Below are 25,585 nucleotides of genomic sequence, written 5' to 3' on the forward strand. Positions count from 1 at the left end.
TTTACCGTGGTAATTAGATGATGATGAAGCTCGAAAAACGTTGCCTACTCCCGTTGGTCTGTGTATTCCTGATCGCGACGACGACCTTATTCGGTTGTTCCTCCGAACAGGCGAATTCTAGCCCGGATAGTGCCACTACCGCCCAAAACGCTACTCCTGCCAGCGCGAACGGTGCAACAATGGATACTTATAAACCCCGTTTAAATGGAACCGCGGTCGTCGAGATGACGATTAACGGTTCGCCGGTGACGATCGAGGTCGATGGCAATAACGCGCCCGTGACCGCGGGAAATTTCGTCGATCTCGTGCAGAGAGGCTTTTATAACGGTTTGACCTTTCACCGCGTGGTGAAAGACCCGCAACCTTTCGTGGTTCAAGGGGGCGATCCCCAGGGCCGGGGAACCGGCGGATTCATCGATCCGGCGACCAAACAGGAACGCAATATTCCCCTGGAAATTAAGCTGAAAGACGAAAAAGAACCGATCTACGGGCAGGCGATCGGGCAACAGGCCACCGCGCGCACCCCGGTCGTCGCGTTACCCCACAAACGCGGGGCCGTGGCGATGGCCCGTTCCCAACCACCGAACTCCGCCTCGTCGCAATTCTATTTCGCCCTCTCGGATATTAATTTTCTCGATGGCGATTACGCGGTCTTCGGCTACGTGACGAAAGGAATGGATGTGGTCGATAAAATCAAACAGGGCGATCGCATCGATTCCGCGAAAGTGGTTTCCGGCTTGGAAAATTTGAAAAAATAGCTCCTTTCTAGGTAAGTAGTTAAATGATCGGGCTAATAGTCAAATAATTAGGCTGTTGCCCGTTTTTTGTGGCTTTTTTAGCGGGTATTGTTTACTTTGGATGTCGTCGTTACGGGAATCGGGTTGTATAGCTCTCTAGGATCGTTACGCCGGACTTGGCGGAAGTTGCTGGAGGGTGAAACGGGGATAGGAATCCATCAACCTTTTCCCGAACTTCCCCCGTTACCGTTGGGGTTGATCGCCGAGCGACCGGACTCGATCGATCGTTTAACCGAACTCGCCATTATCGACGCGCTGGAAGACGCGGGACTCTCTGCCCCGTTGGTCGATTGCGGGGTGTCGATCGGGTCTAGTCGTGGCTGTCAGGGAATTTGGGAGGAAATGGCCCGATCGGGAAAGGTGGAGAATTGGCTCGATTCCTTGGGCGATCGAGCTTCGGTAATCGCGGCGAGACATTTGGGAACGATCGCCCCCGTCCTCTCGCCGATGGCGGCCTGCGCTACGGGGATCTGGTCGATCGCTTCCGGATTCGATTTAATCCGTTTCGGACAGTGCGATCGGGTTCTCGCGGGCGCGGTGGAAGCGCCGATCACGCCGTTAACGCTGGCGGGGTTCGATCGGGCGGGCGCGATGGCGAGTACGGGCTGTTATCCGTTCGATAAAGAGAGAGAGGGCTTAGTTTTAGCGGAAGGGGCGGCGATTCTCGTACTGGAGTCGGAGGAATCGGCTAGAATGAGAAACGCATCTATCTACGGGAAGATCTCGGGTTACGGTTTTACCTGCGACGCGTCCCACGTCAGCGCGCCGGCGACGGATAATCTGAGCGCGATGCGGGCGATCGAGGGATGTTTGCAAAGAAGCGGGTTAAAAACCGGGGAAATCGACTATATTCACGCTCACGGCACTAGCACGCGGTTAAACGACGAGCGAGAGGCGAATTTGATAAAATCGTTGTTTCCCGCCGGTATTCCGATTAGTTCCACCAAAGGCGCGACGGGGCATACCCTCGGCGCTTCCGGCGCGTTGGGGGTGGCTTTCTGTTTACTGGCGCTGAAACATCAGATTCTCCCTCCCTGTGTAGGTTTACGGGAGTCGGCTTTCGAGTTAAATTTCGTTCGATCGGCCCTTTCGGTTCCGCTGAAAAACGCGCTCTGTTTTAGTTTCGGTTTCGGGGGACAGAATGTGGCGATATCGATCGGTCGGGTGGATTGAGTTAGGAATTCTCGGGTTTTTGTCGGTATCGATCGAATAAAGGTTTCGCGCGCTCTTGAATGCGGAGATTCCGGGAACTCGATCGAAGATCCGCTTCGATCGAGGCGATCGCTTTATGGGACTTAAACCAGGAACCTAGCTTTTCTAGCTAGATTTTTAGCTATAATCGATGTCGTGACAAGCTTTCACGTCAAAGTAACGATAAAAACTGTTTCTATCGGGTAGGGGACGCGTTAGGGAACGCGCCCTACTTATCAATCTATTCGATCGATCGGCCATCGCGACAACCATAAGATAATGGAACCATCCTCACTACTAACTCTATTTGAAGGGGTCATCTTTGATGAGCGAGATGTCTCTAGGCAAGATATTCGGGAACACGATCCGGTAAATATCCTGATGTCAGCGGAAGATGGGCAAAATTTGCCGGCGGGGTTCCTGAAAATAGCCGATAAACTGCACCGAACTTATCTCGACTGGAAACACCGGCGAAATCAGTATCAACCCACTCAAACCACATTTTATCGCTACATTCACGAGAAGATAGAGCGGGCCGGTGCTAAAGTTGCCGAGTCGGGAACGCCCGTAGATCCGCCTATTTTCCTGATCCTAGAGGCGAAAATTGCCTTTCTTACTCTTAACTCCTCGCTCATGGCGGCACAAGGCTATCTTAAGGCTGGCTATTTACAGGATGTTAAGGAAAGCGTTGATACCGCGCTGTCCGTGCTGTACGAGTTGATTAAGACTAGAGAGAAGCTAGAACCCTCTTTAGCGGCGGCGGTGGCGAGTCTTCGGCAAGATATCGCTAATGACCCGGAAACTTATCAATCTGTTACTTATGTAGCCACCCAAATTTCACAATTACAAGACTCTATCGGTGAACCGAAATTATACGTCGTCAGAAATCAGTTAGATAAACTCAAGGAAACCCTAACCCTGTTGATGTCCGCTGATGGCAAGAGTAACTTATCTAAGTCCGATAAACTTGATAGGCTCATGAATCGGCTTTTTCTGGCTATAGTTGAACAAGAGGCTTATACCACTACTATTACACATCAGAATAGGGTCGATTCTGTATCCTTTTCCCCCGATGGGAGACTTATCTGGCCACGGCATCAGATGACAACACCGCCCAATTAGTCGAAGTGGCAACCGGCAGAGTTGTTACTACTATTACCCATCTGGGTCGGGTCAATTCTGTAACATTTTCCCCCGATGGGACTTATCTGGCCACTGCATCATCCGACAACACTGCCGATTTAATCGAAGTGGCGACCGGCAGAGTTGTGACTACTATTACACATAAGTATGGAGTCGAATCTGTATCATTTTCCCCTAATGGGACTTATCTGGCCACTTCATCATCGGACACAACCGACCAATTATCGGACAAAACTGCCAAATTAATCGAAGTGGCAACTGGCAGAGATGTTACTACTATTAGACATAAGGATGAGGTCAGGTCTGTAACATTTTCCCCCGATGGGACTTATCTGGCCACGATATCGCGGGACGGCAAGGCCAAATTAATCAAAGTGGCAACCAGCAGAGTTGTTACTACTATTAAACATGAGAGTTGGGTCAGGTCTGTATCATTTTCTCCTGATGGGACTTATCTGATCGCTAGATCAAGCGGCTACACTGCCAAATTAATCGAAGTGGAAACTGGCAAAGTTGTTGCTACTTTTATCGATCAGGGGTGGGTCAGGTCTGTATCATTTTCTCCTGATGGGACTTATCTGATCACTAAATCAAGCGAGAACACTGCCAAATTAATCGAAGTGGAAACTGGCAGAGTTGTTACTACTATTAGACATAAGGATGAGGTCAGGTCTGTATCATTTTCTTCCGATGGGACTTATCTGGCCACGATAGCATCGGACAACATTTTAAAATTGCTAAACCTGCGTAAACTCTCCCAACTCCTCAAGGAGCAAAATAACGCCCCGCTCACCCCACAGCCGGAAATATCCGCTATTGTTCACCTAGACAAACCGGAAGCCTTTTTTTTAGGGTGGTTACGCGTTGAGGCTAATCGCCATAGTTTTTATGAATATATGCTCGAACAAGCCACAGGGCAAGAGCTTTCCGTAAGCTATCATTCCCCTGTTTTAGAGACTAACCTACTCTTACAGTCTCTCGGTTTTTTACTCATCAATGCCGAAAAACACTATCGGACAGTTTATCCTACTCTGATCGGTATAGATGAAACAGAAATTCATGTTATCGCTATGCAGGACATGAAACAGAGCGTTTCTGCCGCTTTATCTACTCTCTATGAGTTTATCGCTCAGAGGATGGAGTTAGACGGGCAAGACTATAGCCGAACGATAGCCAGCTTTAAAGGGGAAATCGAAGAACAGATCGACAACACCGAGATCTTAATCCAAGTTTATCATAAATTACAATTACTCCTGCAATTGGAAGGCGTTAAAACCACGGGCGAGTTACAAACGATTAAAGATTCTCTCTGGGAAATAGATAGGATATTTACGCAATTATTGCCCAAAGAAATGAGAGCAAAAATAGAGGCTCCTGTTATTCCAATAAAACATTATATCCAAAAAGATGAAATCATGAGATTAGTGAATGAAGCGGAAGAGGCTAATCTGATTCCCTTGGTTGTAAACTTGAATAATTTAGGACTCCTGAATAATATAGTCGCCTTAGCCGTCACGCGTCAAATCTCCCCCGATCGCCTTCTAGAACTCTGTAGATTTTTACCGCAAACAGCGATCGATAAAAAAGTAGCGATCGCCGCCATCAACAAACGAAGAGAAACCCATTATATTAGCACATTCTCTGAATTTAGTGATATAATAAACAAGGAGAAATTAATCGAACTACTGGAGTCAGCCCCCCCTAAAACTTGGTGGAGACGATGAAGAGAGCGATCGGTTTCAACCGGTTAATTTATTTTGCTATCAATGGGATGTTTGGTGCCGCTACCGTCTAACTATCCTAACCCAAGTTGCTAGTTACAAGTCTTGCGCTCTAAACTCTCGTTTCGATCCCCCCTAACCCCCCTTAAAAAGGGGGGGAAAGATGGAAAGTCCCCCTTTTCAAGGGGGATTTAGGGGGATCGGCCAGCTAGAATTTATAACTAGCAACTTACGTTATCCTATAATAGGACAATCATTCGATCGCTTGCCAACTCTCAAGATATGTTTTCCCGAAAAACCTTTACCTCTCCCACCGCGCGACTCTCTTATCTGGAATGGAACGAGGGGCAAAAACCTTTACTGTTATTACACGGAATGGCGGATCACGCGTTGGTCTGGTCGAGTTTAGGCGATTATTTACAGAAAGATTATCATATTATCGCCCCGGATTTACGCGGTCACGGGGAGAGCGATAAACCGAAAACGGGATATAAATTCCGAGATTATATCGAGGATCTAGAAGCGTTGATGGATTTTCTCGGTTGGGAAAAAGCCTCGATTCTCGGTCACTCTTGGAGCGCGAAACTGGCGGCGATCTGGGCGGGTGAAAATCCCCGGAGATTCGATCGCATGATTTTAGTCGATCCTTTTTTTATCGGTAAAATGCCCTCGCTGATACGATTAACTTTCCCGATCCTGTATGAAGTTTTACCGTTTTTGAAAATCACGCGCTCTTTTTCGAGTTATGAAGAGATAGAAAATACCGCCCGTCAATTGAAACAGTATCGCGGTTGGTCGGAGTTTCAGGAAAAGGTATTTAAGGAATCGATCGAACAAAAAAACGATGGCACTTGGAGCGGGAAATTCTATCGGGACGCGCGGGAGGAAATTTTCGAGGATGTGATGGCGGTCGCGGGATTCACGGGTTCGATCGATATTCCCACTCTATTAATCACTCCCGAGAAAGGACTCAACCGAACCGAATGGCAGATTAAACCCTATAAAACCTATGTAAAAAACTTACAGATTCAAACCGTACCGGGGAATCACTGGCCGTTTCTCGTGGAACCGGGCGCGTTCGATCGAGCGATCGAAGAATTTTTAAAAGCCGGGTAGAAAAGAATTTGAAACGCGGGAAATTGGCATGAATATTGCGAGGGATCTCATCGATAAATTACCGAAAGGCGTATCGCTTCCGCTAGAGGTTGTATGAGGTTTTAGCTGTTAGCTTGAGTAGGGGTGATTGGAAAAGACTAATCCTCTTTTTGTGAAAATCCCTCGGTAAACAAGCTAGAAAAGCTAGGGTGATAAAGATGAAAGACTTGATTTCTCGCTGTATTCACACGACAGCTTCCTTTTTGGAAAAAGTAAAACTAGAGAAGCTTTTACCCGTGATTCTCGTGTTTTCTTTATTTTTCGCCACTCATGTCAGAACGGACGCGCGAGAACAACCGATCGGCGAACGGATCGGCAGACAGTTACACGAAACTAGCGTTCGATCGGAACGTCCGAAAACCACGGGAGAATTTATCGACGAGGCGCGCCGGGAGATTCCCCTAAACGAACGGATGGAGAATATTACCCGCGATAGTGGCGAGGCGTTCCAACAGTTCGGGGAAGGGATCGGAACTAGCGTCAAGGAAACCACCCGCGAACTCGGGAAAAATCTCCCCGGAGGCGACAAATAATCGGGGCGATCGCTCTTGAAAAAAAATCAGGGTAAGGAAAAATATCGCTTCCTAAACCTGATTTTTATCTCGATCGATTCCGGCGATTGTCGTGGGAGGGGATTTGGTGGATTACGCTTCGCTAATCCACCCTACGGGTTGACTCCTGACTCCTGTTTTTAACCCGCGAAGGTCGCGGTGATGCGTTTCATCGCCTCTTCTACGTTCTCGCGGCTGTTGAAAGCGGAGAGACGGAAATACCCCTCGCCGGCCGCACCGAAACCGGAACCGGGAGTTCCCACCACGTTACAGGTATGGAGTAATTTATCGAAGAAATCCCAACTCGATAGACCGTTCGGGGTTTGTACCCAGACATAGGGCGCGTTCACGCCACCGTACACCTGTAAACCGGCGAGGGTTAACTGTTCGCGGATAATTCGGGCGTTTTCGAGATAGAACCGAACCAGTTCTTTAATTTGGGCCTGTCCATCCTCGGAATAAACCGCCTCCGCGCCGCGTTGGACGATGTAGGAAACGCCGTTAAATTTGGTCGATTGACGACGGTTCCAGAGTTGCCAGAGGTTCACGTCGGAACCGTCGTTCGCTTTGGCGGTAAGGGTGCGGGGAAAAACGGTAAAAGCGCAACGGGTTCCGGTAAAACCGGCGTTTTTGGAGAAGGAACGGAACTCGATCGCGCAATCGCGCGCGCCGTCGATCTCGTAGATGGAGCGCGGTAAACTCGGATCGGTGATGTAGGCTTCGTAAGCGGCATCGAAGAAGATGATCGAGCCGTTGGCTAGAGCGTAATTCACCCATTCCGTCAGGTGTTCCCGCGTTGCGGTCGCGCCGGTGGGATTGTTGGGGAAACAGAGATAGATTAGATCGACTTTTTCGGTGGGAATTTGGGCGGTAAAGTTATTTTCGGCGGTAATGGGCAGGTATACTAAGCCGGCGTACTCCCCGCGCTCGTTCGCATCGCCTGTGTGGCCGGCCATGACGTTGGTATCGACGTAGACGGGGTAGACGGGATCGGTAACGGCGATCGAATTATCGTCCCCGAAGATATCGAGAATATTGCCCGTATCGCACTTGGAACCGTCGGAAATGAAGATTTCATCGGCGGAAATGTCACATCCGCGCGCCTGGAAGTCGTGGATGGCGATTTTTTCTCGTAACCAAGCGTAACCCTGTTCGGGGCCGTAGCCTTTGAAAGAAGAGCGATCGCCCATATCCTCGATCGCCGCCATCATCGCCTGCCGACAGGCTAACGGTAAGGGTTCCGTCACGTCGCCTATCCCCAGACGGATAATTTTCGCGTCGGGGTTTTCCGCCGCGAAGGTGTTCACCCGTCGGGCGATTTCCGGGAAGAGATATCCCGCTTTCAGTTTTAAATAATTACTGTTAACCGTTGCCATAGATTAGGTGGGGAAAAATAAAGTTACTGTGGAGTGGAGGAGTCAGGAGTCAGGAGTCGGGAGTCAGGAGGCGAGAATCGCACTTTATCATTTTAGGGGTTTTCGATCGCTCTCTTTTCCCGAAACGGTAGACTTCTCGATCGCCCCTCCTGCCTCTTGCCTCCTGCCTTCTGCCTTCTGCCTCCTGCCTCTTGCCTCCTGCCTCCTGCCTCCTGTCTCCTGACTCCTGACTCCTGACTCCTACAAGATTTACATCGGTAGCCGTTGGATATCCCGGTTAGAGCCGATCACGACCATCGCGAGATCCTTATACAAGCGTTCTTTAGGATCGGGGTTGATCTTGAACTTCTCCGCGTTGCCCACCGCGACGACGTTTAAACCGTAGCGATTGCGGATCTCCAACTCCGCGAGGGTTTTATTGTGAAAGGCTTCCGGGACTTTTAACTCGACGATGCTGTGTTCGGGATCGAGATCGAAGCGCTCTAGGATCGAGGGACGGGTTAAACGGTGCGCTAACTCGCATCCCGCGTCGTATTCGGGAAAGACGACGAGATCCGCGCCGACTTTTTTCAATAATTTGCCGTGAATTTCCGAGGAAGCTTTCGCCGCGACGAAATTAACCCCCGCGTCCTTACAGTTCAGGGTGGTGATAATGCTTTCCTCGACATATTTGCCGATCGCCACGATTACCGTATCGATCTCGAAAATGCCCGCCTCCCGTAACGCGTTCGGTTTGGTGGAGTCGAGTTCGATGGCGTTATCGACGATGCGATCGGATAGCGCCCCGGCCACGAGTTCCTCGTTGATATCCGTCCCCACCACCTGATAGCCCTGTTTGCGGAGGGTTTCACACACGGCGCGCCCGAACCGGCCCAGGCCGATCACGGCGAACTGACGGCTTTGCGGGCGGATACTGCTGAACAATTTAAGAGATTGCATAGAAAACGTTCAAAAAATAATTAGGTAATGTTGTGAGCGGGATACGGGAGCCAGAAGGCGGACATCAACCGACTAAAAGATTCTCTTCGGGATAGTTGATCACCGTGGGTTTCGGATCGCCGATCAGCGCCGCGATCGCGAGAATCACGCCGACGCGACCGAGATACATCATGAAGATGATCATCAATTTGGAGAGCGGGGACAGTGCGGCGGTAATGCCCGTCGATAATCCCACGGTTCCGAAAGCGGAAACCACCTCGAAAAAGAGTTGAATCATTTTAAAATCCGTCTCGACGAAAGAGATAGCTAGGGTGACGATAATAATCGCGATCATCGAACCGAAAACTACCGCCATCGCTTTGAGAATTAAGGGGATCGGGATACGGCGCCGGTAGAGAATCACTTCTTCCTGTCCCCGCAAGACCGATCGAGTGCAGTTATATAAAATTCTAAAGGTCGTGGTTTTAATCCCGCCGCCGGTTCCGCTCGGACTCGCGCCGATAAACATGAGCGCCATCGTGATTAATAATCCTTCCACGGACATTTTACCGATATCGATCGTGTTGAATCCCGCGGTTCTCGATGTCACCGATTGAAACCAGGCGGCGAGAATTTTATCCTGCACGGACATGGGAGCTAACGTATGGACATTGTTCGCTTCCGAAATTAAAAACCCGATCGTACCGATAATTAATAAGAAAATCGTCGTACTGATCGCCACTTTGAAGTTGAGGGAAAACGAAAATTTTTGCGGGATTTTCCGGACATAGGTTACTAGCCAAGCATAGCCCTCGATAATTACCTGATAGCCGATGCCGCCGAAAATAATCAATCCCGTGATGGCGAAATTGATAGGAATCGAGGATTGATAAGACATTAAGTTATCTTTAAATAATCCGAATCCCGCGTTATTCCACGCACTGATACTATGAAATAATGCGAGCCAAACGGAATATTTGAAATCGTATTGACTCGCGAAGACGGGGAGCATGATAAACGTCGCGGTTAGTTCAAAAATGAGCGTGGTCGCGATCACCGATTTGACTAAACTCTGACTGCCCTGTAAAAACGGTCGATCGAAGGATTCTTGAATCGCTAATTTCTGCCGTAAATCGAATTTCCGCCCGATGATTAACATTAAAAAAGTGGTGGTGGTCATGTACCCCAAACCGCCCACCTGAACCAATAGAGCGATAAATAACTGTCCCCAAAAAGAGAAATACGTTCCCGTATCCACCACGGCCAAACCGGTCACGCAAACCGCGGAAGTAGAGGTAAAAAGCGCGACGATCGGATCGTTCCAAGTCCCGATCGTCGTGGAGAAAGGCATCATTAACAGGAGAGTTCCCGCTAGAATAACCGCGATAAACCCCAAACAGATGGTACGAGCGATCGTCATGGCATTCCTTACCGCGAATAGCTAACCGGGGAACGTTTCTCTTGAAAAACCTCTCGATAGAGTTCTTCGAGTCGATCGAGATTCTTTTGTAACGTATAGCGTTCCAGTACCCGTTGTCGCGCCTGTTGTCCCATGATCGTGGTAATTTCCGGCTGATCGCGCAAGAAAGGCAGAACACCTTTTAACTGCGTGGAAACTCCCTTCGTATCGAGAACGTAACCCGCGCCTTCCAAAACCTCACCGTCGGCCCCCGCGTCGGTGGCTACACAGGCCGTCCCGCAGGCCATCGCCTCCAGGAGAGAGATCGATAATCCCTCCACTAACGAGGGGAGAATAAACACGTCCGCGCCCCGCAGGAGTTCGATCCGTTTCGCCTCGTCCGTCTCTTTGCCCAACCAGTAAATATTGTATTCCGGGCCGTAAACCGGTTGTAGTCCGGGAGTTAAGGGCCCGTCCCCGACGATTAACAGTTTACAGTCGGCCCCTAGATTGGCGCGTTTCCAAGCTTTTAGCAGTGCCTCGACATTTTTTTCCGCCGCGATCCGACCGAGATAGAGAAATATCCGTTTCGCGTTGAAACGCTGTTTGATCGAGGAAAGGCCGGGAGAATACTTATCCACGTCCACACCGTTGGGAATAACCGCTAATCTATCCGCCGGTACGCCTAATTTAACTAAAAGATCCCGTTGCGATCGGGAAAACACGATCACCTTATCGTATTTCGCCAGGGAGGGGGCGTGTAGTTGGTAGGTTAGTAACTGAGTGCTGGATTTTAAGTTCCGGATCTTGCTGTCGAAGGGAGGGTGGAAAGTGGCCACCAGGGGGACGTTCAACGTCTCGCAGATTTCGGGTAGGAGGAAATCGAGGGGGGATAGGGTGAGGGACGCGTGAACGAGGTCGGGTTTGGGATCGAGGTTCCGTAGTTCCTGTTGGAGGATCTTGCTCGAATTCAGGGTGGGAATGGTGTAAGCCTGAGAACTGTAGATATGAGGTAAGGGAACCTCGCGGTGAAAGCTCGGCCACTGACCGACACTCGGTTCCTCGGGGTCGAAATGGACGAAACTGACCTCGTACCCTCGATCGATCAAAGCGTGGGTTACTTCCCGGCTGTAAGTAACGTTCCCACAGAAAGGAGATTTTTTCCCCAACCAAGCGATATGCTCGCGTTTCTCCTGCATTCGGACTCTTTAATAAATTTTAATAATAATAATAGTATTGGACAATCAGGCGCTTTATTTGTCAAGTTTTACGGGAGCGCGCGGGGTATCGCGGGAGATATACCAGGTAAAAGCCCCGCCGATCACCGCCAGCGCCGCGAGAGATAGCAAAACGGGGCGTAAGCCGAATTGGGTCTCGGCCACACCGGCCACCGCTAACGGTAGGGATAGGGCGATATTAACGGCGTTATTCTCTAAACCGAAGACTTTTCCCCGCATTTCCGGGGGGGTATCCGCCTGGAGGGTGGTTTGCATCGGCACACCGACGAGGGAGGCGAAAACGCCGAGGATGGCGGTCAACGCGAAGGCGAGAACGAGATTTTTCGTGGCGAAGGATAGAGCGATGAGAGATACCGCCATGCCGAGCGAACCCGATAAACTTAACCTCGCCGGGGAAAAGTGCTGTCCGCGGTAGGCGATGCCGATCGCCCCGACGGCCATCCCCGCGCCGCAGGAAGCGAGTAAAAAGCCGAATTGCGAGGCTTTCAAGCCGGGGAGTTTTTCCGCCAGACTGACCACCAACACCGAGAGGGCGGCGAAAATACAGAAGAGGATCACCAACTGGATCAGGGCGTTCCGTACTTTATGATTCTCGCCGAGATAGCGTATCCCGTCGCGGATATCCTCGAAAACGTGGGGTTGTTCGGCGGTCGGGACGATATATTTCTCCCCCGTTCGCAATAATAGGAGAACTATGGCCGCGATCAGGTAAAAACCGCCGACGATCGCCACTTTGCCCACGTCCCAATAACCGGCTTTCGCGCCGACCAGACTATCCGCGAAGGCGAGAACCGGTTCCCCGATGGCGAACCCGACGATCAGGACGGCCATCGTCGTCAGGGTGTTGAGGGAGTTCGCGGGCAGGAGGTGACGACGTTTGACCACGAGAGCGAGGGTGGACTGTTCCGCGGGGGCGAAAAACTGGGTCAGGGTGGAAACGAGGAAGGTTACTAGGAGGAGAATCCCGAAGCCGAGGGGCAGGTTAAAGGCTCCCTGGGGGCGATAGTACCAATTGCGCAAACTATCCGGGAGCCAGCCTAGGGGGATAGCCAGGGTTTGCCCGCGGGCCAGCCATAATAAAATTGGCAGGACGAGGACGAACGCGCCGCGGAGAAAATTGGAGATGACGAGAACCTCGCGCTTGAGCCATCGATCGACGTACACCCCGGCGATCGAACCGACCAATACCGCGGGGATCGTGTTGGCGATCATGATCGCCGATACCCAGCCGCTAATCGATTGATCGGCGTTTTGGAAATGGGTGGCGATCAGGGAGATCATCAGCACCAGATAGAATTTATCCGCCAACTGCGAGAAAATCGTGCCGCCCCAGAGAATGAGAAAACGGGGATTTTTCAGGACGGGGGCGAATCCCTGATTCGGGGGAGTTCGGATCGGTCGTTTCGACGGGCGGTTCATGATGGCTGTCGGGGAGTCACTCGGGACGGAAGCGTCGGCGCGCTCGCTCGCGGGCGGGGTCGTTTCGGGATCGAAAAGTTGCATTCGGAATACGATTTTCTATCTGTTTAAAATTCTAAAGGAGATAATCCCTCCACCAAGGTCGAGGAGCGAAAAGTTTTGCCGAGGTGATAGCCCGTGTAGTCGCGGAGGAGACGATCGAGGTTAATCCACGCGAGTTCCACCGCCACGCCCGTCTCGGTCGCGGGTAAGGCACTTTCACCTAACCCCTGAAGTAAGCTTACTTCCAAAGGGTTCAGTTTACTATCGATCTTGGGGAGAGAAGTCTCGTCCCGGAGGGCAGAAAGATCGATCGTTCCCCCGGCGTGAAAACTGAATCCGATCGTCCGGTTCGGGTTGTCGGGATCGGGGAGGATCGGCCGGCGATCGAGAAGACAGTGATGGACTTGCGGGGCGAAACCGGCGATCGCCATCAGGTGAAACAGTGCCTGGCACAGATGGGGCAATAACTGTCGCGGTTCCGATACCCTCTCGATCCGGCCGAGGTGTTCGAGAAAGAGTTCGTATAACTCGCTTTGGGGTTGATCGCCGAGGGCGATCGCCAGAACCACCTCGGCCAGATATTGACCGACGGCGAGTTTCCCGAGATCCCGGCTTAATTTCGGGTAGGATTCGATCGTGTCCGCCTGAATCACTTTATCGAGGTTTTTTCCCTCGACGATTAATAGGTGATTGACGACAAAGATCTCGCTTCTTCCCCGCAGTTTCGATTTGAATTTCCGGGCGCCAGGAGCGATCGCGCGGACTAATCCCCGTTCCGCGGTCAGGATCGTCAACAGTCGATCGGCTTCCCCGATCGCCATTCCTTTGAGATTGATTCCGGTAGCTTGATAGGTTCGGGACATTTCTTTCGGGGGATGGGGGAGTTTTTCGGGAAAGGGGAAAAGACCGTTTTGAATTTAGTTAACGTCAGTTCGGGAGCGGCATTTGACGATTTTTCGGTGAGAAGCCGAGTCTTATTCGGGGGACTAGCCCCCCGAACCCCCCACCGGGGGAGGGGTGCCTCCCCCGGACCCCCCGCACAAGGCCACGCGCGACATCACTGCGAGTTGACAGGATTTCGGGATAACTCGAATGAGAGAGTCTCGATTCTGGCTTATACCGAACTGGCGTTATTTACCTCGGAGGTGGAATGTTGAACCTCGGAGGCGGAATGTTGCTCCTCGGAGGCGGAATGTTGCTCCTCGGAGGCGGAATCTTGACCCTATTCTCCTGCCTCCTGCCTCCTGCCTCCGACTAATATTCCGAAGAGCGATCGCCGATTTCCGCCCCTTCCCGCTGAGAGCGGACTAACTCGACCCCGCGGGAGGTGCCGAGACGGGTGGCGCCGGCGGCGATCAGGGCGATCGCCTGTTCCGCGGTACGGATGCCCCCGGAGGCTTTGATACCCACGCGACCTCTCGATATTTCCTTGAGAAATTTCACGTCCGCCACCGTCGCGCCCCCGAACCAGCCGGTACTGGTTTTCAGGTACGCGACCCCCGCGTCCATACAGATCTCGGCCGCGAGACGTTTTTCGGTGTCGGTGAGTTGGGAGGTTTCTAAAATCGCTTTGACGGTTTTTCCGGTTTCCTCGCAGATAGAGGCGATTTCTTGGAATAATTCCTCGGATCTGCCTTCTTTTAACCAGCCGAGATTAATCACGACATCGAGTTCGATCGCCCCGTTCTCGACGGCTTCTAGGGCTTCGTAGCGTTTAACGGCACTGGTGGTCGCGCCGGTCGGGAAACCGATCACCGTACAGACGGCGGTTTTCTTACCGTGGAGCAGTTGTACGGCCTGTTTCACCGCGGAAGGGTAGACGCACACCGTCGGGAAACGATAGCGATCGGCCTCACCGCAGAGGGCGGCCACTTGTTCCGAGGTCGCGGTCGGCACGAGTAGGGAATGATCGATATACAGCGCGAGATCGATATCGGAATCGGGGACAGCCATCGTCGAACCGGATAGATAACTAGGGGGTCTTTTTCTATTTTCGCAGAGATTCGATCGAACGGTTACGGTCGGGCTAGGTAATTGACACGAAAAAACGATCGCTTTCCCCCGAGAGGGAAGGCGAGCGCTATTTTCGGGTTAACCCGCGCTCTATTTTTTTCCCGGACGCTTGAGCGCGAAAGCGATCGAACCGATCGTGACTAAACCGGCGACCGAACCGGGTTCCGGAACACTAGGCGTACTTAACTGAAGTTCTGTAATCTGAACCGACCATTGCGTGGAACCGGTGGCGATCTCTTGAAAAGTCCAGAACGTCGAACCGGTGGGATCGCTCGGATCGAGTACCGTGGCACTATAATCTCCCCATCGGTTACGACCGCTAGTGTCTAGGACTTGATAGGACGCGGTTCCCTGGCGCAAGATCTGGCGAGCGCCGAAAGTGGTTAAGGAGTTCGTCAGCCCGCCGAGATTTTGGCTCGTGACGGCACAACTGCTAATAAAGAGGGTATCGCTAGAACAACTAAACCCGATCACGACCTGTCGGTTATTGTTCACGGCGATCGAGCCGAAGTAATAATCCTCGTTCGCGTTGGCGATCAGTCCTTCTTGGCGGAGTAAATTGGTATTCGCGTCGATCTCGAACCAGCGTAGGGCGGCCCGACCCCCATTGTTAACGGTTTGCACTCCCCAGAAGGAATTATTCCCGAAAGCGTCCAGTTGATAGATCACGTTGGAACCGAAACGAGCATCGCTAGTATTGACATTATTCGGCCCTCCCAGTTGTTGGGCGAGCGGGGGATTATTATAAGCGGTCAGGTCGAGGAATCCCCCGTTGACTCCACCGGTCGTGTTCAGCGTCGCCGTCGCCGCGTTGCCCGTGATGCTCGATCGCTTGAAGAAACCCGCTGGAGTATTAAAATCGGACCAGAGAAAATGTTCTCCCGCGCGGTTGTCCGCGTCCACCACCGGCTGTACGGCGAAGCCCGTATTATTCGGGTCGTTATTTTGAAAAAGCGTTCGCGATAGATTGGAAAGTTGGCCGACCGGGGTCGTGATTAGGGAGTTTTTATCGATCGTCAGGATGGTTGTCGTCGCGGTGGTCGCTCCCTGTCCCGTGATGGGGAACATATTCGCGGCGATCGTTACTTTATCCCCGTTGATACCCAGGGCGGGGAAGTCCGCCCAGCGGGTATTCGCGGTATTGCTATCTATGGAAAAAGCCTTCCAACCGCTTAGCGGATTCGACGAATTAGAAACCCCGACCAAGAAATTATTGTTACCGCCCGAGTTGTCCACCGCGGCCGCGAACCAGCGTTGGCTAAAGGGATCGTAAAGGATTCTCGGATCGAACGCGAAACTTCCGGCGGGCGTTACCCCGGCACTCTGCCAGAACTGGTTAAGAGAGACACGCGATCCTTGGAGAGCGCCGCTTTTGTTATAGACCGCGTAGGTTCCGTTGATTAGCTCGACGATGTGATTCGGGCCGGCCGCGCCCATCGTGTCCGGGGGGATGAAACCACTTTGCGATCGGGTGGTTCCGGTGAAGTTCGCGCCGATCGTCGCGATCGTTAACGCGCGGGCCGATGTCGCGGTACCGAGAGCGGTAGTGACCGCGAGAGCGATGGCAACAGGTTTCATATTATAGGCTCCTATTTTATTACCCTTTGCGGATTATTATTGTCTGGTTCTTAGATGGATAAACCGATATTTTAGGATTTCTTATAAATTCGGTTTCCGAACCAGTACGACACTCGATTCTAGGATGTTTAAGAAGAATTGTAAACCGGGACAATCTCGCGTTTTCCTTGTAGCGATCGCTCTGGATTCGCCGCCCTGAAAATCCCTCCGGTCAGGGGATACGAGGATCGTTCGGCTTCCCGATCCGTCGGCGATTAATCGGTATAGACCGGTTTCATTGGGGTTATCAAAAACTAAATTTTTGCATTTCTTATTATTATCTTGTTTTTCAAAAAAACAGCAATTTTTTTTGAAAAAATAGAGTTTGTTTTGTCAGTTGCTATCTAAAATAAGCTCATTATTGATTATGAATTTTGATAAAATTCTTCCATTGTCCAACTAGAGAAGTAATGAATAAAACGCTTCTATCGAAAGAGGACGGGCGCCGATCGATCGATCGGTAAATGACTCTCGATCGCCGTGCCACCGTTTAAATCCCTAAAGTTCTCGTAAAGCGAAATCAATCAAGATTAACTTTTCCAAAAATGTCTTTCAAAAAGTAACAACCTCGCTCATTTTGTTGGTGATCGAAGCCGAAAAAGCGACAAAAATTTAATATATTTCATAAAACTTGTATATTCAGCTTATTTTTTTGTCTCACGCCTATTCTCTGTTCACAGAACAGTCTAGCGATTGATTACACTATTTTTCGATCGATCGAGTTCATGCACGCAACAGAGCGATCGAGTCCTCGGGTACCGGCGCGAGATCGCGACGGATCGATCGGATTCTGTAGCGAAAGTTACGGCATTTCCTGACAGAAAAGCTTACTTGTAGGTCTTGAACGACGGTAGTAAGATCGATCGTTATCCTAAACGCCCCAACCGATCATGTCTAGTCATGTCATCCCCATCGAGGGAGATTCTTGGCAGATTCAATCGAGTCGTCTTCTATCCAAAGACGTACTCGCGACGTTAAACGAAAAAAATCCTCGCGCCGGATGGAAACAACTCCTCGGACATCTGGCGATCATGGGAATTAGCGGTTATTTTTGGGGAACGAATCTCGCCAACCCGATTATCGCCCTCCCCGCGTTGGTAATTTACGGTTTTACCCTCGTTTCTATGTTCGCGCCTCTCCACGAGTGCGTTCATCGTACCGCTTTCGTCAATTCTCGCGTCAATGATGCCGTCGCTTGGTTCGCGGGACTCCTTTCCTTCTACAACAGCACTTTCTACCGTTATTACCACAAATGGCATCATCGCTACACCCAGATTCCCGACAGAGACCCCGAATTAAGCGACCCGAAACCGACGAATATTCGGGAATATATCGTCGAAATTAGCGGTTTTAACTGGTGGATCGGCAAAATCAAAAGTTATTTCCGCCTCGCGACCGGACAACTCGAGGATTGTCCGTTCGTGTCCGAAGCCAATCGCGACACCGTGATCCGCTCCGTTCGGATACAATTAGCGGTGTATTTTCTCTTCCTCGCCTTTTTTCCCGCTTATTTCTGCCTCTACTGGCTATTACCTCTCGCGGTCGGTCAGCCGATTCTCCGGGCGATTTTACTCTCGGAACACACCGGATGTACGAACGATAACAACCCCCTCACGAATACCCGCACCACCTTAACCCTGTGGCCGATCCGCTTTCTGATGTGGAATATGCCCTATCACGCCGAACATCATCTCTATCCTTCTATTCCCTTCCACCAACTCGCTAAAGCCCACGAGATCTTACAAAGCCACTTCGCCCGTATCGAAAAAGGCTACGTGGTGGTAAACCGTCAAATCGTCGGTAATTTTGGCAAAGTGACGGCATGAAAGAGTTAATCGTCGAGAATTTTCGTCTACAGCGCGGGGGAATCTTACCGGCGGCGCGTTCGGTCTATGAAACCTACGGGGAGTTAAACGACGATCGATCGAACGCTATCCTCTACCCTACTTCCTACGGGGCCACCCATCGCGACATCGACTGGTTAATCCGTCCCGACGGCATTCTCGATCCGACGCGCTGGTTTATTATTATCCCCAATATGTTCGGGAACGGTTTCTCGACATCCCCTAGTAACTCGGATGGCGAGTTCCGCTTTACCCACGTCGATAACGTCACGATACAGGAAATTTTAGTGCGGGAAGTGTTGGGGATCGATCGACTCGCGCTGATCTACGGTTGGTCGATGGGAGCGCAACAAGCCTATCATTGGGGAGTATTGTACCCCGATCGGGTCGATCGAATCGTCGCTCTCTGCGCTACGGCGAAAACCACCGATCATAATCAAATCTTTCTCCTCAGTTTACAGGCCGCGCTCACCGCCGATCCGAATTGGAATGGCGAGACATTTACCGCGACTCCCGAGCGGGGCTTCCGCGCTTTCGCCCGAATTTACGCGAGTTGGGCGGCATCTCAGGCGTTTTACCGTCAGGGGATTTACTATCAACTCGGTTATGACTCTCTCGAAGATTATCTAATCCGGGGTTGGGAGGCGAACTATCGAAAACGCGATCCGCGGGATCTCCTCTCGATGATCGATACGTGGTTAGCCTGCGATATTAGCGATAATGACCGGTATAACGGCGATTACTCGCTCGCGTTAGCCTCTATCCGGGCGAAAACCCTCGTTATGCCCTCGATTACCGATCTATACTTCACGCCGGAAGACTGTAAACTAGAGGCCGATCGGATTCCCAACGCCGAATACCGTCCGATTCCCTCCATCTGGGGACATCGCGCCGGCAATCCCTACCAGAATCCCGAGGACGAAGCCTTTATCCGCGAGGCGATACGGGAATTTCTTCAATAGGCGGAAGTGGGGAGTGGGGAGTGGGGAGTAACTTGCTGGAATTCTCTATTTTTGGAGCTTTTACCGAAAATACTGCCTCTATATATTAATTTTCCACTCCGGGCGGGGAAATCTCGCCCCTACCGTCCCATCTCCAACCCTCGACCCGAAAAAAAACATAGATCTCTGGCACGATTCGTTTTTGAAAGTCTAAAAACTTTAAAAAACGAAATTGTACAACAAAAATTGATTTTTTTTGATATTTTTATGGATAATTTTCTTTATATCTTCTCTTATCTCCTGCCTACCGCCTCCTGCCTCCTGCCTCCTGCCTCCTGCCTCCTAACTCCTGCCTCCTAACTCCTGACCACACGACAATTTTTGAATTCCCCGAGAGGTCTCATGCTTTTATCCGAAATCGCCCGCGAAAAAGGTATCCGTTACTTCCTGATCTCGTTTACCGATTTTTTCGGGGTACAGCGATCGAAACTGGTTCCCGCCGCTAGTATTGACGTGATGGCGGAAAATGGGGCGGGTTTCGCCGGTTTCGCCGCCTGGCTGGATATGACTCCCGCCGACCCCGATGTACTCGCGAAACCGGATATCGATCGATTGTTCCCGTTACCGTGGCGGCCGGAAGTCGGCTGGCTTCCCGCGGATCTCTACACGACGGACGGAAAAGCGATCGAACAAACTCCCCGACTGGTTTTGAAAAAAGTGCTGGAACGGGCGAGAGAGATGGGTTACAGCGTGAAAACGGGGGTAGAGTGCGAGTATTTCTTACTCTCCGCGGACGGGGAAACGATCGCCGACGCGCGGGACTCCCAGAGTAAGCCCTGCTACGATCAACAGGCGTTAATGCGCCGTTATGACGTGATAAGCGAGATCTGTGAGGGAATGTTAAACCTCGGCTGGGGCGCGTACCAGAACGATCACGAGGACGCGAACGGACAGTTCGAGATGAACTGGATGTACGAGGACGCGCTGGTAACGGCCGATCGACACGCCTTCTTTAAATATATGGTCCGATCGATCGCCGAGAAACACGGACTCCGCGCCACCTTCATGCCGAAACCCTTCGCCCATCTCACCGGCAACGGTTGTCACACCCATCTCTCTCTCTGGGATCTAGCGGGAAAAAGGAATCTTTTTCTCGATAGTGAAGGGGAATTAGGACTTTCCTCGCTGGCGTATCAATTTATCGGCGGTGTTCTTCATTCCGCGCCCGCTCTCTGCGCCTTTACCAACCCGACGGTCAACTCCTACAAACGTCTCAACGCCCCCGTCACCCTCTCCGGTGCCACCTGGTCGCCCAACACGATCAGCTACAGTGGCAACAATCGCACCCATACTATCCGGATTCCCGACTCCGGCCGGTTCGAGTTACGACTGGCGGACGGCGCGGCCAATCCCTATCTCCTGCCAGCGTCCCTGATCGCGGCCGGACTCGACGGCATCGAACACCACCGCGATCCCGGCCCGCGTCGCGATAATAATACCTATACCGATCCCCTGCCGTCGGGAACCGTTCGCTATTTGCCGTCGGATTTACGGGAAGCCTTACAGGAATTGGACAAGGATACGATCCTCGCTAACTCGCTAGGAAAGTCTTTTGTCAAGTCTTATTTAAAACTAAAATACGGGGAATGGCGGGATTTTAATGGTCGGATTACCGCTTGGGAGCGGGAAAACACGCTCGATTGTTAAGGATGACGGCCGCGGCCATCATCCCGATGAAAACACGTTAAATCGCTTCGAGGTCTTTCTCGCCGGTCCGGATACGGACAATCTGTTCCACGGGGGAGATGAAGATTTTCCCATCGCCGATTTCCCCGGTACGCGCGGCGGAAATCAGTTTATCGACCACCATATCGACTTGGTTATCCTCGATAACGATCTCTACCTTCAATTTTTGGAGAAATTCGACGGTATACTCCGAACCGCGATAGCGTTCGGTCTGCCCTTTCTGACGACCGAAGCCTCTAACTTCCGAAACGGTCATGCCGACGATGCCCGCGTTCACCAGAGCGATCTTAACTTCGTCGAGTTTAAAGGGTCGGATAATCGCTTCTACTTTCTTCAAAATACCTAGCTCCTCGTTGCGTGACGATATTTATTTATTAATTACCCATTCATTTTAAACCCGGTATCGGAAAATACGGGGGTAAAGTCATAATTTCTTCCATTCTCGATCGAGCTTCGTCGAACTCGTCTTCGGGGGTCGATCGACGCTTTTGTAGTTCGAGAAAACTACCGATTATCCAAGCCGAGCTATACATCCCCCGATCGCCGGGAATCCACCCGTTCGCTCCTCTCCCGTTCTTTATAAATCTGGAAAAATGGCGAGAAAAATGGCGAGGAATGGAAATAGCGCGCTTTGTTTTTTTTCCGTCGGCAAGATCGTTCGATACAGGAATTAAAAGAATTTGTCTGTATTTTAGAATACAGTTTTGATGATTTTGCCGGAACTCCCGCCACTCGCCCCCGTCTCCCGAAAATCCCCGTTCGCGTTCCCGAAATACGGTAAAGTAAGTCAAGGTATTATCCAGAACCGTTATTCCTTCGACCCGATAAAGGAGAACTTCCCCCGATGCTAACTTTGAAAATCGCCGTTTATATCGTCGTTTCCTTCTTTGTTTTATTGTTTATCTTCGGTTTTCTCTCTAGCGACCCGACCCGGAACCCCGGACGGAAAGATTTCGAGTAGAGAGCCGGATCGCGAACCGGATCGAGACGGGAGGGACGGGGAACAAGTTATCGGATCTCCCCGGTCTCTCTATCCACAGTGATCATGGTAGTTCCCCCGAGGTTCGATCGCTAAATTTTTCGAGAGCCGACCCGCGCGCCATGTCTTTTTTCCTGTTAGCTATTGAACCGCCCGCTATTGTCGATCCCGCCTTTCCCGCCGAAGTTTCCGAAGAAAATTCCTCTAGCGCCGTTCCTCTCGCGGCCAGCGCCTCACCGACCCCGATCGAGAGTGAATCGATCCCGCTGACGGTAATTCCCCCGTCCCAAGTTGTCACGGTTCGCCCGATCGTTCCCGAAAAGGGTAGACTCCTGACCTCTCTTCCTTCCCCGAACCACGAAGAAACGACCGCCACGGAGATCCCGATCGAACCGCCCCCGGAAGAACCGGTTTCCGAGACGGAAGCCGCGCTACCGCGCCCGTCCTCTCCCCCCACGACCGCCGAAGACCTCGGGGAACCGCTCTCCATCCAAAGTCCGATCGCCCCCGAACCGCCGACTATCCGAACCCGACCGCGAACGATCGCCATTTCCGGGGTCGATCGCAAGCTCCAGGACGGGAAACGAAAAATTGCCACCATACGGGTGCGAAAAAAAGGCGAGACCGCCACGACAACGTTCACGATCGCCCTCGATAACGCTCCCGAGCCGTCGATCGACCCCGCCACGCAACAGCCGCTCGAATTAATCGCCGACGAGCAGGAATTCGACCAGAACACGCGGGTAATTACCGCGCGGGGAAATGTTACCCTCCGTTTCGGCAATAGTGTTCTGACCGCCGATCGACTCCAGATCAACCTGCCCGAAAAACTGGCCGTGGCCGAGGGAAAGGTCATCCTCACCCGCGGCGACCAGATCCTCCAGGGCGATCGCTTTGAATACTATTTCGTGCAGGATAGTGGCGTGGTCTACAACGCTAACGGGGAAATCTTCCAACCCACGACCGGGCGCGACTTCGGGCAGACCTTACCCACCGACGTGAGCGCCGGAGCGAACTCCCTCGGCACGCTCAACGATCGCCTCGCCCGCAACCAGCCCCTACAGCGAGTGACCACGAATCAGGGATTTCAATTCGTGGTCGGGGGTCAAGATCCCAGCCGTCGCCAGAGTCAGTCGGTCGGTCAGTCCGGGGGAACGATCAATCGTCTCCGTTTCCAGGCCGAGCGATTGGAGTTCGATGGCAAGGTCTGGAACGCGTCGAACGTGCGATTGACCAACGATCCCTTTTCCCCTCCCGAATTGGAAGTGCGCGCCGATCGGGCCACCTTTCGCAATACCGGCCCCTTTACCGACGAGTTGAACCTGAGTAACTCGCGGGTGGTCTTCGATCAACGGGTCAACGCGCCGACGTTTATCAATAGTTTGGGGTTCGATCGCCGTCGCCGTCGCCCGAACCTAATCAATCCGGGTTACGATGGCGAGGATCGCGGCGGTTTCTTTATCGAGAGTCGCCAGACCGTGGTAGAAACCCCCAATTTCCTGTTTCAATTAACCCCCCAATATCTACTTCAAAAAGTTATCAACCCCGACGCTTTCCCCTCCGCCAATCCGGGAGGGGGTGATGTTTCCCCGTTCAGCCCGAAGGCTTTCGGTTTAGTAGGCGATATCGAGGCGAATCTCGGCCCGCGGACGCTTTTCGAGGCGAGGGCTTCTTTTTCCAGTCTGGATCTCGGGGAGATCGATAATAGCGTTCGATCGAAAATCCGCCTGCAACAGAAAATCGGTTTACTCGAAGATCCCTACCTGTTCAACGCCGAATATAACTACCGCGAGCGCCTTTTTAACGGTTCCCTCGGTTATCAAACCGTGAATAGCAGTATCGGGGCGATCCTGACCTCGCCGATTTACTATCTGGGGAATTCGGGAGTTAGCCTGAGCTTTCAAACCTCGCTCCAAAATATCAATGCCCCGACCGATAGAAGCGATCTGATCCCCCCGAACTCCTCGGATAATGTCGTCAATTTAAGCCGTTTTCAGGGCGCGGTATCGTTGACCAAAAGTTTCGCGCTCTGGTCGGGGGCTACCCTCCCCCCGACTCCCGAGGAAGGATTAAAATACTCCCCGGTTCCCGTTCAGCCCTATATTTCCCTATTCACCGGACTCACCGGGGTGGGAACCTATTACACGAACGGGGAAACGCAGAATTCGATGACCGCGACCGTGGGCTTGTTGGGACAGTTCGGACACTTCTCCCGTCCGGTTTTCGATTACACGGGTTTTAACGTCAGTTTCAGTCAGGGGTTAGTCGGCGGGCAATCGCCGTTTTTCTTCGATCGGTACGTGGATCAACAGATCCTTTCCTTCGGGATCGTCCAGCAGATCTACGGGCCCGTCCGCATCGGTTTCCAGAGTTCCTACAGTCTCGATCAATCGAAAGAGATCAGCACCGATTACCTGATCGAGTGGAGTCGTCGCACCTATAGCATCGTCCTACGTTACAATCCCATCTTGCAGTTGGGGGCGATCAATATCCGCGTCTCCGATTTCAACTGGACGGGAAACCCCGGTTACTTCGAGGGAAGCGATGTCCGTCCCGTGGTCAATGGCGTACCGCGCTAGATCACTCTACTTCCCGGCGACCTTCGAGCGCGCGGGCTAACGTTACCTCGTCCGCGTACTCCAGATCGCCCCCCATCGGCAAACCGAAGGCGATCCGGGTGACTTTGGTGAACGGTTTCAACAATCCCCCGAGGTATAGCGTGGTCGTTTCTCCCTCCACGCTGGGACTGATGGCGAGGATGACCTCGGCGATCGATTTCTGGCTGACCCGTTGGATCAGGGGTTGAACGTGCAGTTGTTCGGGGCCGATGCCGTCCATCGGCGAGATCACGCCCCCGAGAACGTGGTACTTGCCCCGGTACTCGCGGGTTTTTTCCAGCGCGATCACGTCCCGCGAGTCCGCTACCACGCAGATCGTCCCCGTGTCCCGGTTCGGATTCCGGCAGATATCGCACACGGGTTCCGCGGACAGGTGGAAACACACCCGGCATAAACCGACCTGTTTTTTCGCCTCGACGATCGCTCTCGCCAGATCCCGAACTTCCTCGTCGGGACGTTTGAGAATATGCAGGGCGAGGCGTTGGGCGGTTTTCGGTCCCACGCCGGGTAAACGTTGTAACTGCTCGATCAGGCGAGCTAAAGGAGGAGTATAGATAGGAAGCGATCCTTGAAGGTAAATTTTTCTGGCGATCTTTGCCGAAAGCGCGAACAGGGCATTGGAATCGGGAAAAGATCGAAAACTATTGTATCATTTTTCTTCGCCGATACCGCTCGATCGCTCCCGAGATGACCAAACTCATCCGATTAAGAAAACTAACGCTCGCTCTCTTGTCCGTCTCCTGTCTCCCTTGCCGATCGAAAAGATAAATCGGTTTCGCGCGGGATTTTGGAAAGAATTATAAAGAATTATTCTGTATTCCTCCTCCTGACTCCTGACTCCTGACTCCTGACTCCTGACTCCTGACTCCTGACTCCT

Annotated in this window: 23 protein-coding genes; 12 read left to right on the top strand and 11 right to left on the bottom strand. The window is 52.0% G+C overall.

Going from position 1 to position 25,585, the window contains the following annotated elements:
* Positions 1–20: 20 nt before the first annotated feature.
* From V0288_RS09945 to V0288_RS09970, 6 genes are all read left to right on the top strand, one after another.
* Positions 21–758, top strand: a complete 738-nt coding sequence (locus tag V0288_RS09945) for a peptidylprolyl isomerase (protein WP_422661949.1) — start codon at positions 21–23, stop codon at positions 756–758.
* A gap of 96 nt (positions 759–854) precedes the next feature.
* Positions 855–1,970, top strand: coding sequence for a beta-ketoacyl-ACP synthase (locus V0288_RS09950; protein ID WP_332864933.1), 1,116 nt, complete (start codon positions 855–857; stop codon positions 1,968–1,970).
* A gap of 297 nt (positions 1,971–2,267) precedes the next feature.
* Positions 2,268–3,110, top strand: coding sequence for a hypothetical protein (locus V0288_RS09955; protein ID WP_332864934.1), 843 nt, complete (start codon positions 2,268–2,270; stop codon positions 3,108–3,110).
* Positions 3,111–3,115: 5 nt separating this feature from the next.
* A complete protein-coding gene (locus tag V0288_RS09960; RefSeq protein ID WP_332864935.1) occupies positions 3,116–4,855 on the top strand; it encodes a WD40 repeat domain-containing protein in 1,740 nt (579 codons plus the stop codon).
* Positions 4,856–5,134: 279 nt separating this feature from the next.
* Positions 5,135–5,968 carry an alpha/beta fold hydrolase gene (locus V0288_RS09965; protein ID WP_332864936.1) on the top strand — a complete coding sequence of 278 codons (834 nt, stop codon included), beginning with the start codon at positions 5,135–5,137 and terminating at the stop codon, positions 5,966–5,968.
* Positions 5,969–6,165: 197 nt separating this feature from the next.
* Positions 6,166–6,540 (top strand): hypothetical protein, encoded by a 375-nt coding sequence (locus V0288_RS09970; protein ID WP_332864937.1) that lies wholly within the window; start codon positions 6,166–6,168, stop codon positions 6,538–6,540.
* A 158-nt stretch (positions 6,541–6,698) separates the two neighbouring features.
* On the opposite strand, the gene V0288_RS09975 is transcribed toward V0288_RS09970, so the two are convergent.
* Positions 6,699–7,934, bottom strand: coding sequence for an LL-diaminopimelate aminotransferase (locus V0288_RS09975; protein WP_332864938.1), 1,236 nt, complete (start codon positions 7,932–7,934; stop codon positions 6,699–6,701).
* Positions 7,935–7,962: 28 nt separating this feature from the next.
* On the opposite strand from V0288_RS09975, the gene V0288_RS09980 reads away from it, so the two are divergent.
* A complete protein-coding gene (locus V0288_RS09980) occupies positions 7,963–8,157 on the top strand; it encodes a hypothetical protein (protein ID WP_332864939.1) in 195 nt (64 codons plus the stop codon).
* 26 nt (positions 8,158–8,183) lie between these two features.
* Here V0288_RS09980 and V0288_RS09985 read toward each other — a convergent pair whose 3' ends face one another.
* The 7 genes from V0288_RS09985 to V0288_RS10015 all read right to left on the bottom strand — a co-directional run bounded on the left by V0288_RS09985 (position 8,184) and on the right by V0288_RS10015 (position 16,541).
* On the bottom strand, positions 8,184–8,873 hold the full coding sequence (locus tag V0288_RS09985) for a potassium channel family protein (protein WP_332864940.1): 690 nt from the start codon (positions 8,871–8,873) through the stop codon (positions 8,184–8,186).
* 64 nt (positions 8,874–8,937) lie between these two features.
* The gene (locus V0288_RS09990) at positions 8,938–10,272 is read right to left on the bottom strand and encodes a TrkH family potassium uptake protein (RefSeq protein ID WP_332864941.1); all 1,335 of its coding nucleotides are present in this window, start codon (positions 10,270–10,272) and stop codon (positions 8,938–8,940) included.
* Positions 10,273–10,280: 8 nt separating this feature from the next.
* Positions 10,281–11,450 (bottom strand): glycosyltransferase family 4 protein, encoded by a 1,170-nt coding sequence (locus V0288_RS09995; RefSeq protein WP_332864942.1) that lies wholly within the window; start codon positions 11,448–11,450, stop codon positions 10,281–10,283.
* Between the two features lie 54 nt (positions 11,451–11,504).
* Positions 11,505–12,908, bottom strand: coding sequence for an MFS transporter (locus V0288_RS10000; RefSeq protein ID WP_422661950.1), 1,404 nt, complete (start codon positions 12,906–12,908; stop codon positions 11,505–11,507).
* Between the two features lie 107 nt (positions 12,909–13,015).
* Positions 13,016–13,813, bottom strand: coding sequence for a DNA repair protein RecO (gene recO / locus V0288_RS10005; protein ID WP_332864944.1), 798 nt, complete (start codon positions 13,811–13,813; stop codon positions 13,016–13,018).
* Positions 13,814–14,204: 391 nt separating this feature from the next.
* Positions 14,205–14,903, bottom strand: a complete 699-nt coding sequence (gene deoC / locus V0288_RS10010) for a deoxyribose-phosphate aldolase (protein WP_332864945.1) — start codon at positions 14,901–14,903, stop codon at positions 14,205–14,207.
* Between the two features lie 150 nt (positions 14,904–15,053).
* On the bottom strand, positions 15,054–16,541 hold the full coding sequence (locus V0288_RS10015) for a hypothetical protein (protein WP_332864946.1): 1,488 nt from the start codon (positions 16,539–16,541) through the stop codon (positions 15,054–15,056).
* Between the two features lie 929 nt (positions 16,542–17,470).
* On the opposite strand from V0288_RS10015, the gene V0288_RS10020 reads away from it, so the two are divergent.
* From V0288_RS10020 to glnT, 3 genes are all read left to right on the top strand, one after another.
* Complete coding sequence (locus V0288_RS10020) at positions 17,471–18,406, top strand: fatty acid desaturase (RefSeq protein WP_332864947.1); 936 nt, start codon at positions 17,471–17,473, stop codon at positions 18,404–18,406.
* Positions 18,403–19,386 (top strand): alpha/beta fold hydrolase, encoded by a 984-nt coding sequence (locus V0288_RS10025; RefSeq protein WP_332864948.1) that lies wholly within the window; start codon positions 18,403–18,405, stop codon positions 19,384–19,386. The genes V0288_RS10020 and V0288_RS10025 overlap by 4 nt, the downstream gene beginning before the upstream one ends.
* A gap of 381 nt (positions 19,387–19,767) precedes the next feature.
* On the top strand, positions 19,768–21,072 hold the full coding sequence (gene glnT / locus V0288_RS10030) for a type III glutamate--ammonia ligase (protein ID WP_332864949.1): 1,305 nt from the start codon (positions 19,768–19,770) through the stop codon (positions 21,070–21,072).
* Positions 21,073–21,109: 37 nt separating this feature from the next.
* Here the strand turns inward: glnT and V0288_RS10035 are convergent, their stop codons facing one another.
* The gene (locus V0288_RS10035; RefSeq protein ID WP_332864950.1) at positions 21,110–21,448 is read right to left on the bottom strand and encodes a P-II family nitrogen regulator; all 339 of its coding nucleotides are present in this window, start codon (positions 21,446–21,448) and stop codon (positions 21,110–21,112) included.
* Between the two features lie 507 nt (positions 21,449–21,955).
* On the opposite strand from V0288_RS10035, the gene V0288_RS10040 reads away from it, so the two are divergent.
* Positions 21,956–22,072, top strand: coding sequence for a photosystem II reaction center protein I (locus V0288_RS10040; RefSeq protein WP_332864951.1), 117 nt, complete (start codon positions 21,956–21,958; stop codon positions 22,070–22,072).
* Positions 22,073–22,212: 140 nt separating this feature from the next.
* Positions 22,213–24,669, top strand: a complete 2,457-nt coding sequence (locus V0288_RS10045) for a DUF3769 domain-containing protein (protein WP_332864952.1) — start codon at positions 22,213–22,215, stop codon at positions 24,667–24,669.
* Position 24,670: 1 nt separating this feature from the next.
* Here V0288_RS10045 and recR read toward each other — a convergent pair whose 3' ends face one another.
* On the bottom strand, positions 24,671–25,264 hold the full coding sequence (recR, locus tag V0288_RS10050; RefSeq protein WP_422661951.1) for a recombination mediator RecR: 594 nt from the start codon (positions 25,262–25,264) through the stop codon (positions 24,671–24,673).
* A gap of 141 nt (positions 25,265–25,405) precedes the next feature.
* A partial coding sequence (locus V0288_RS10055; protein WP_332864953.1) for a hypothetical protein occupies positions 25,406–25,585 on the bottom strand: 180 nt, incomplete at its 5' end.

This window comes from Pannus brasiliensis CCIBt3594, from assembly GCF_036688125.1.
Taxonomy (GTDB): domain Bacteria; phylum Cyanobacteriota; class Cyanobacteriia; order Cyanobacteriales; family Microcystaceae; genus Pannus; species Pannus brasiliensis.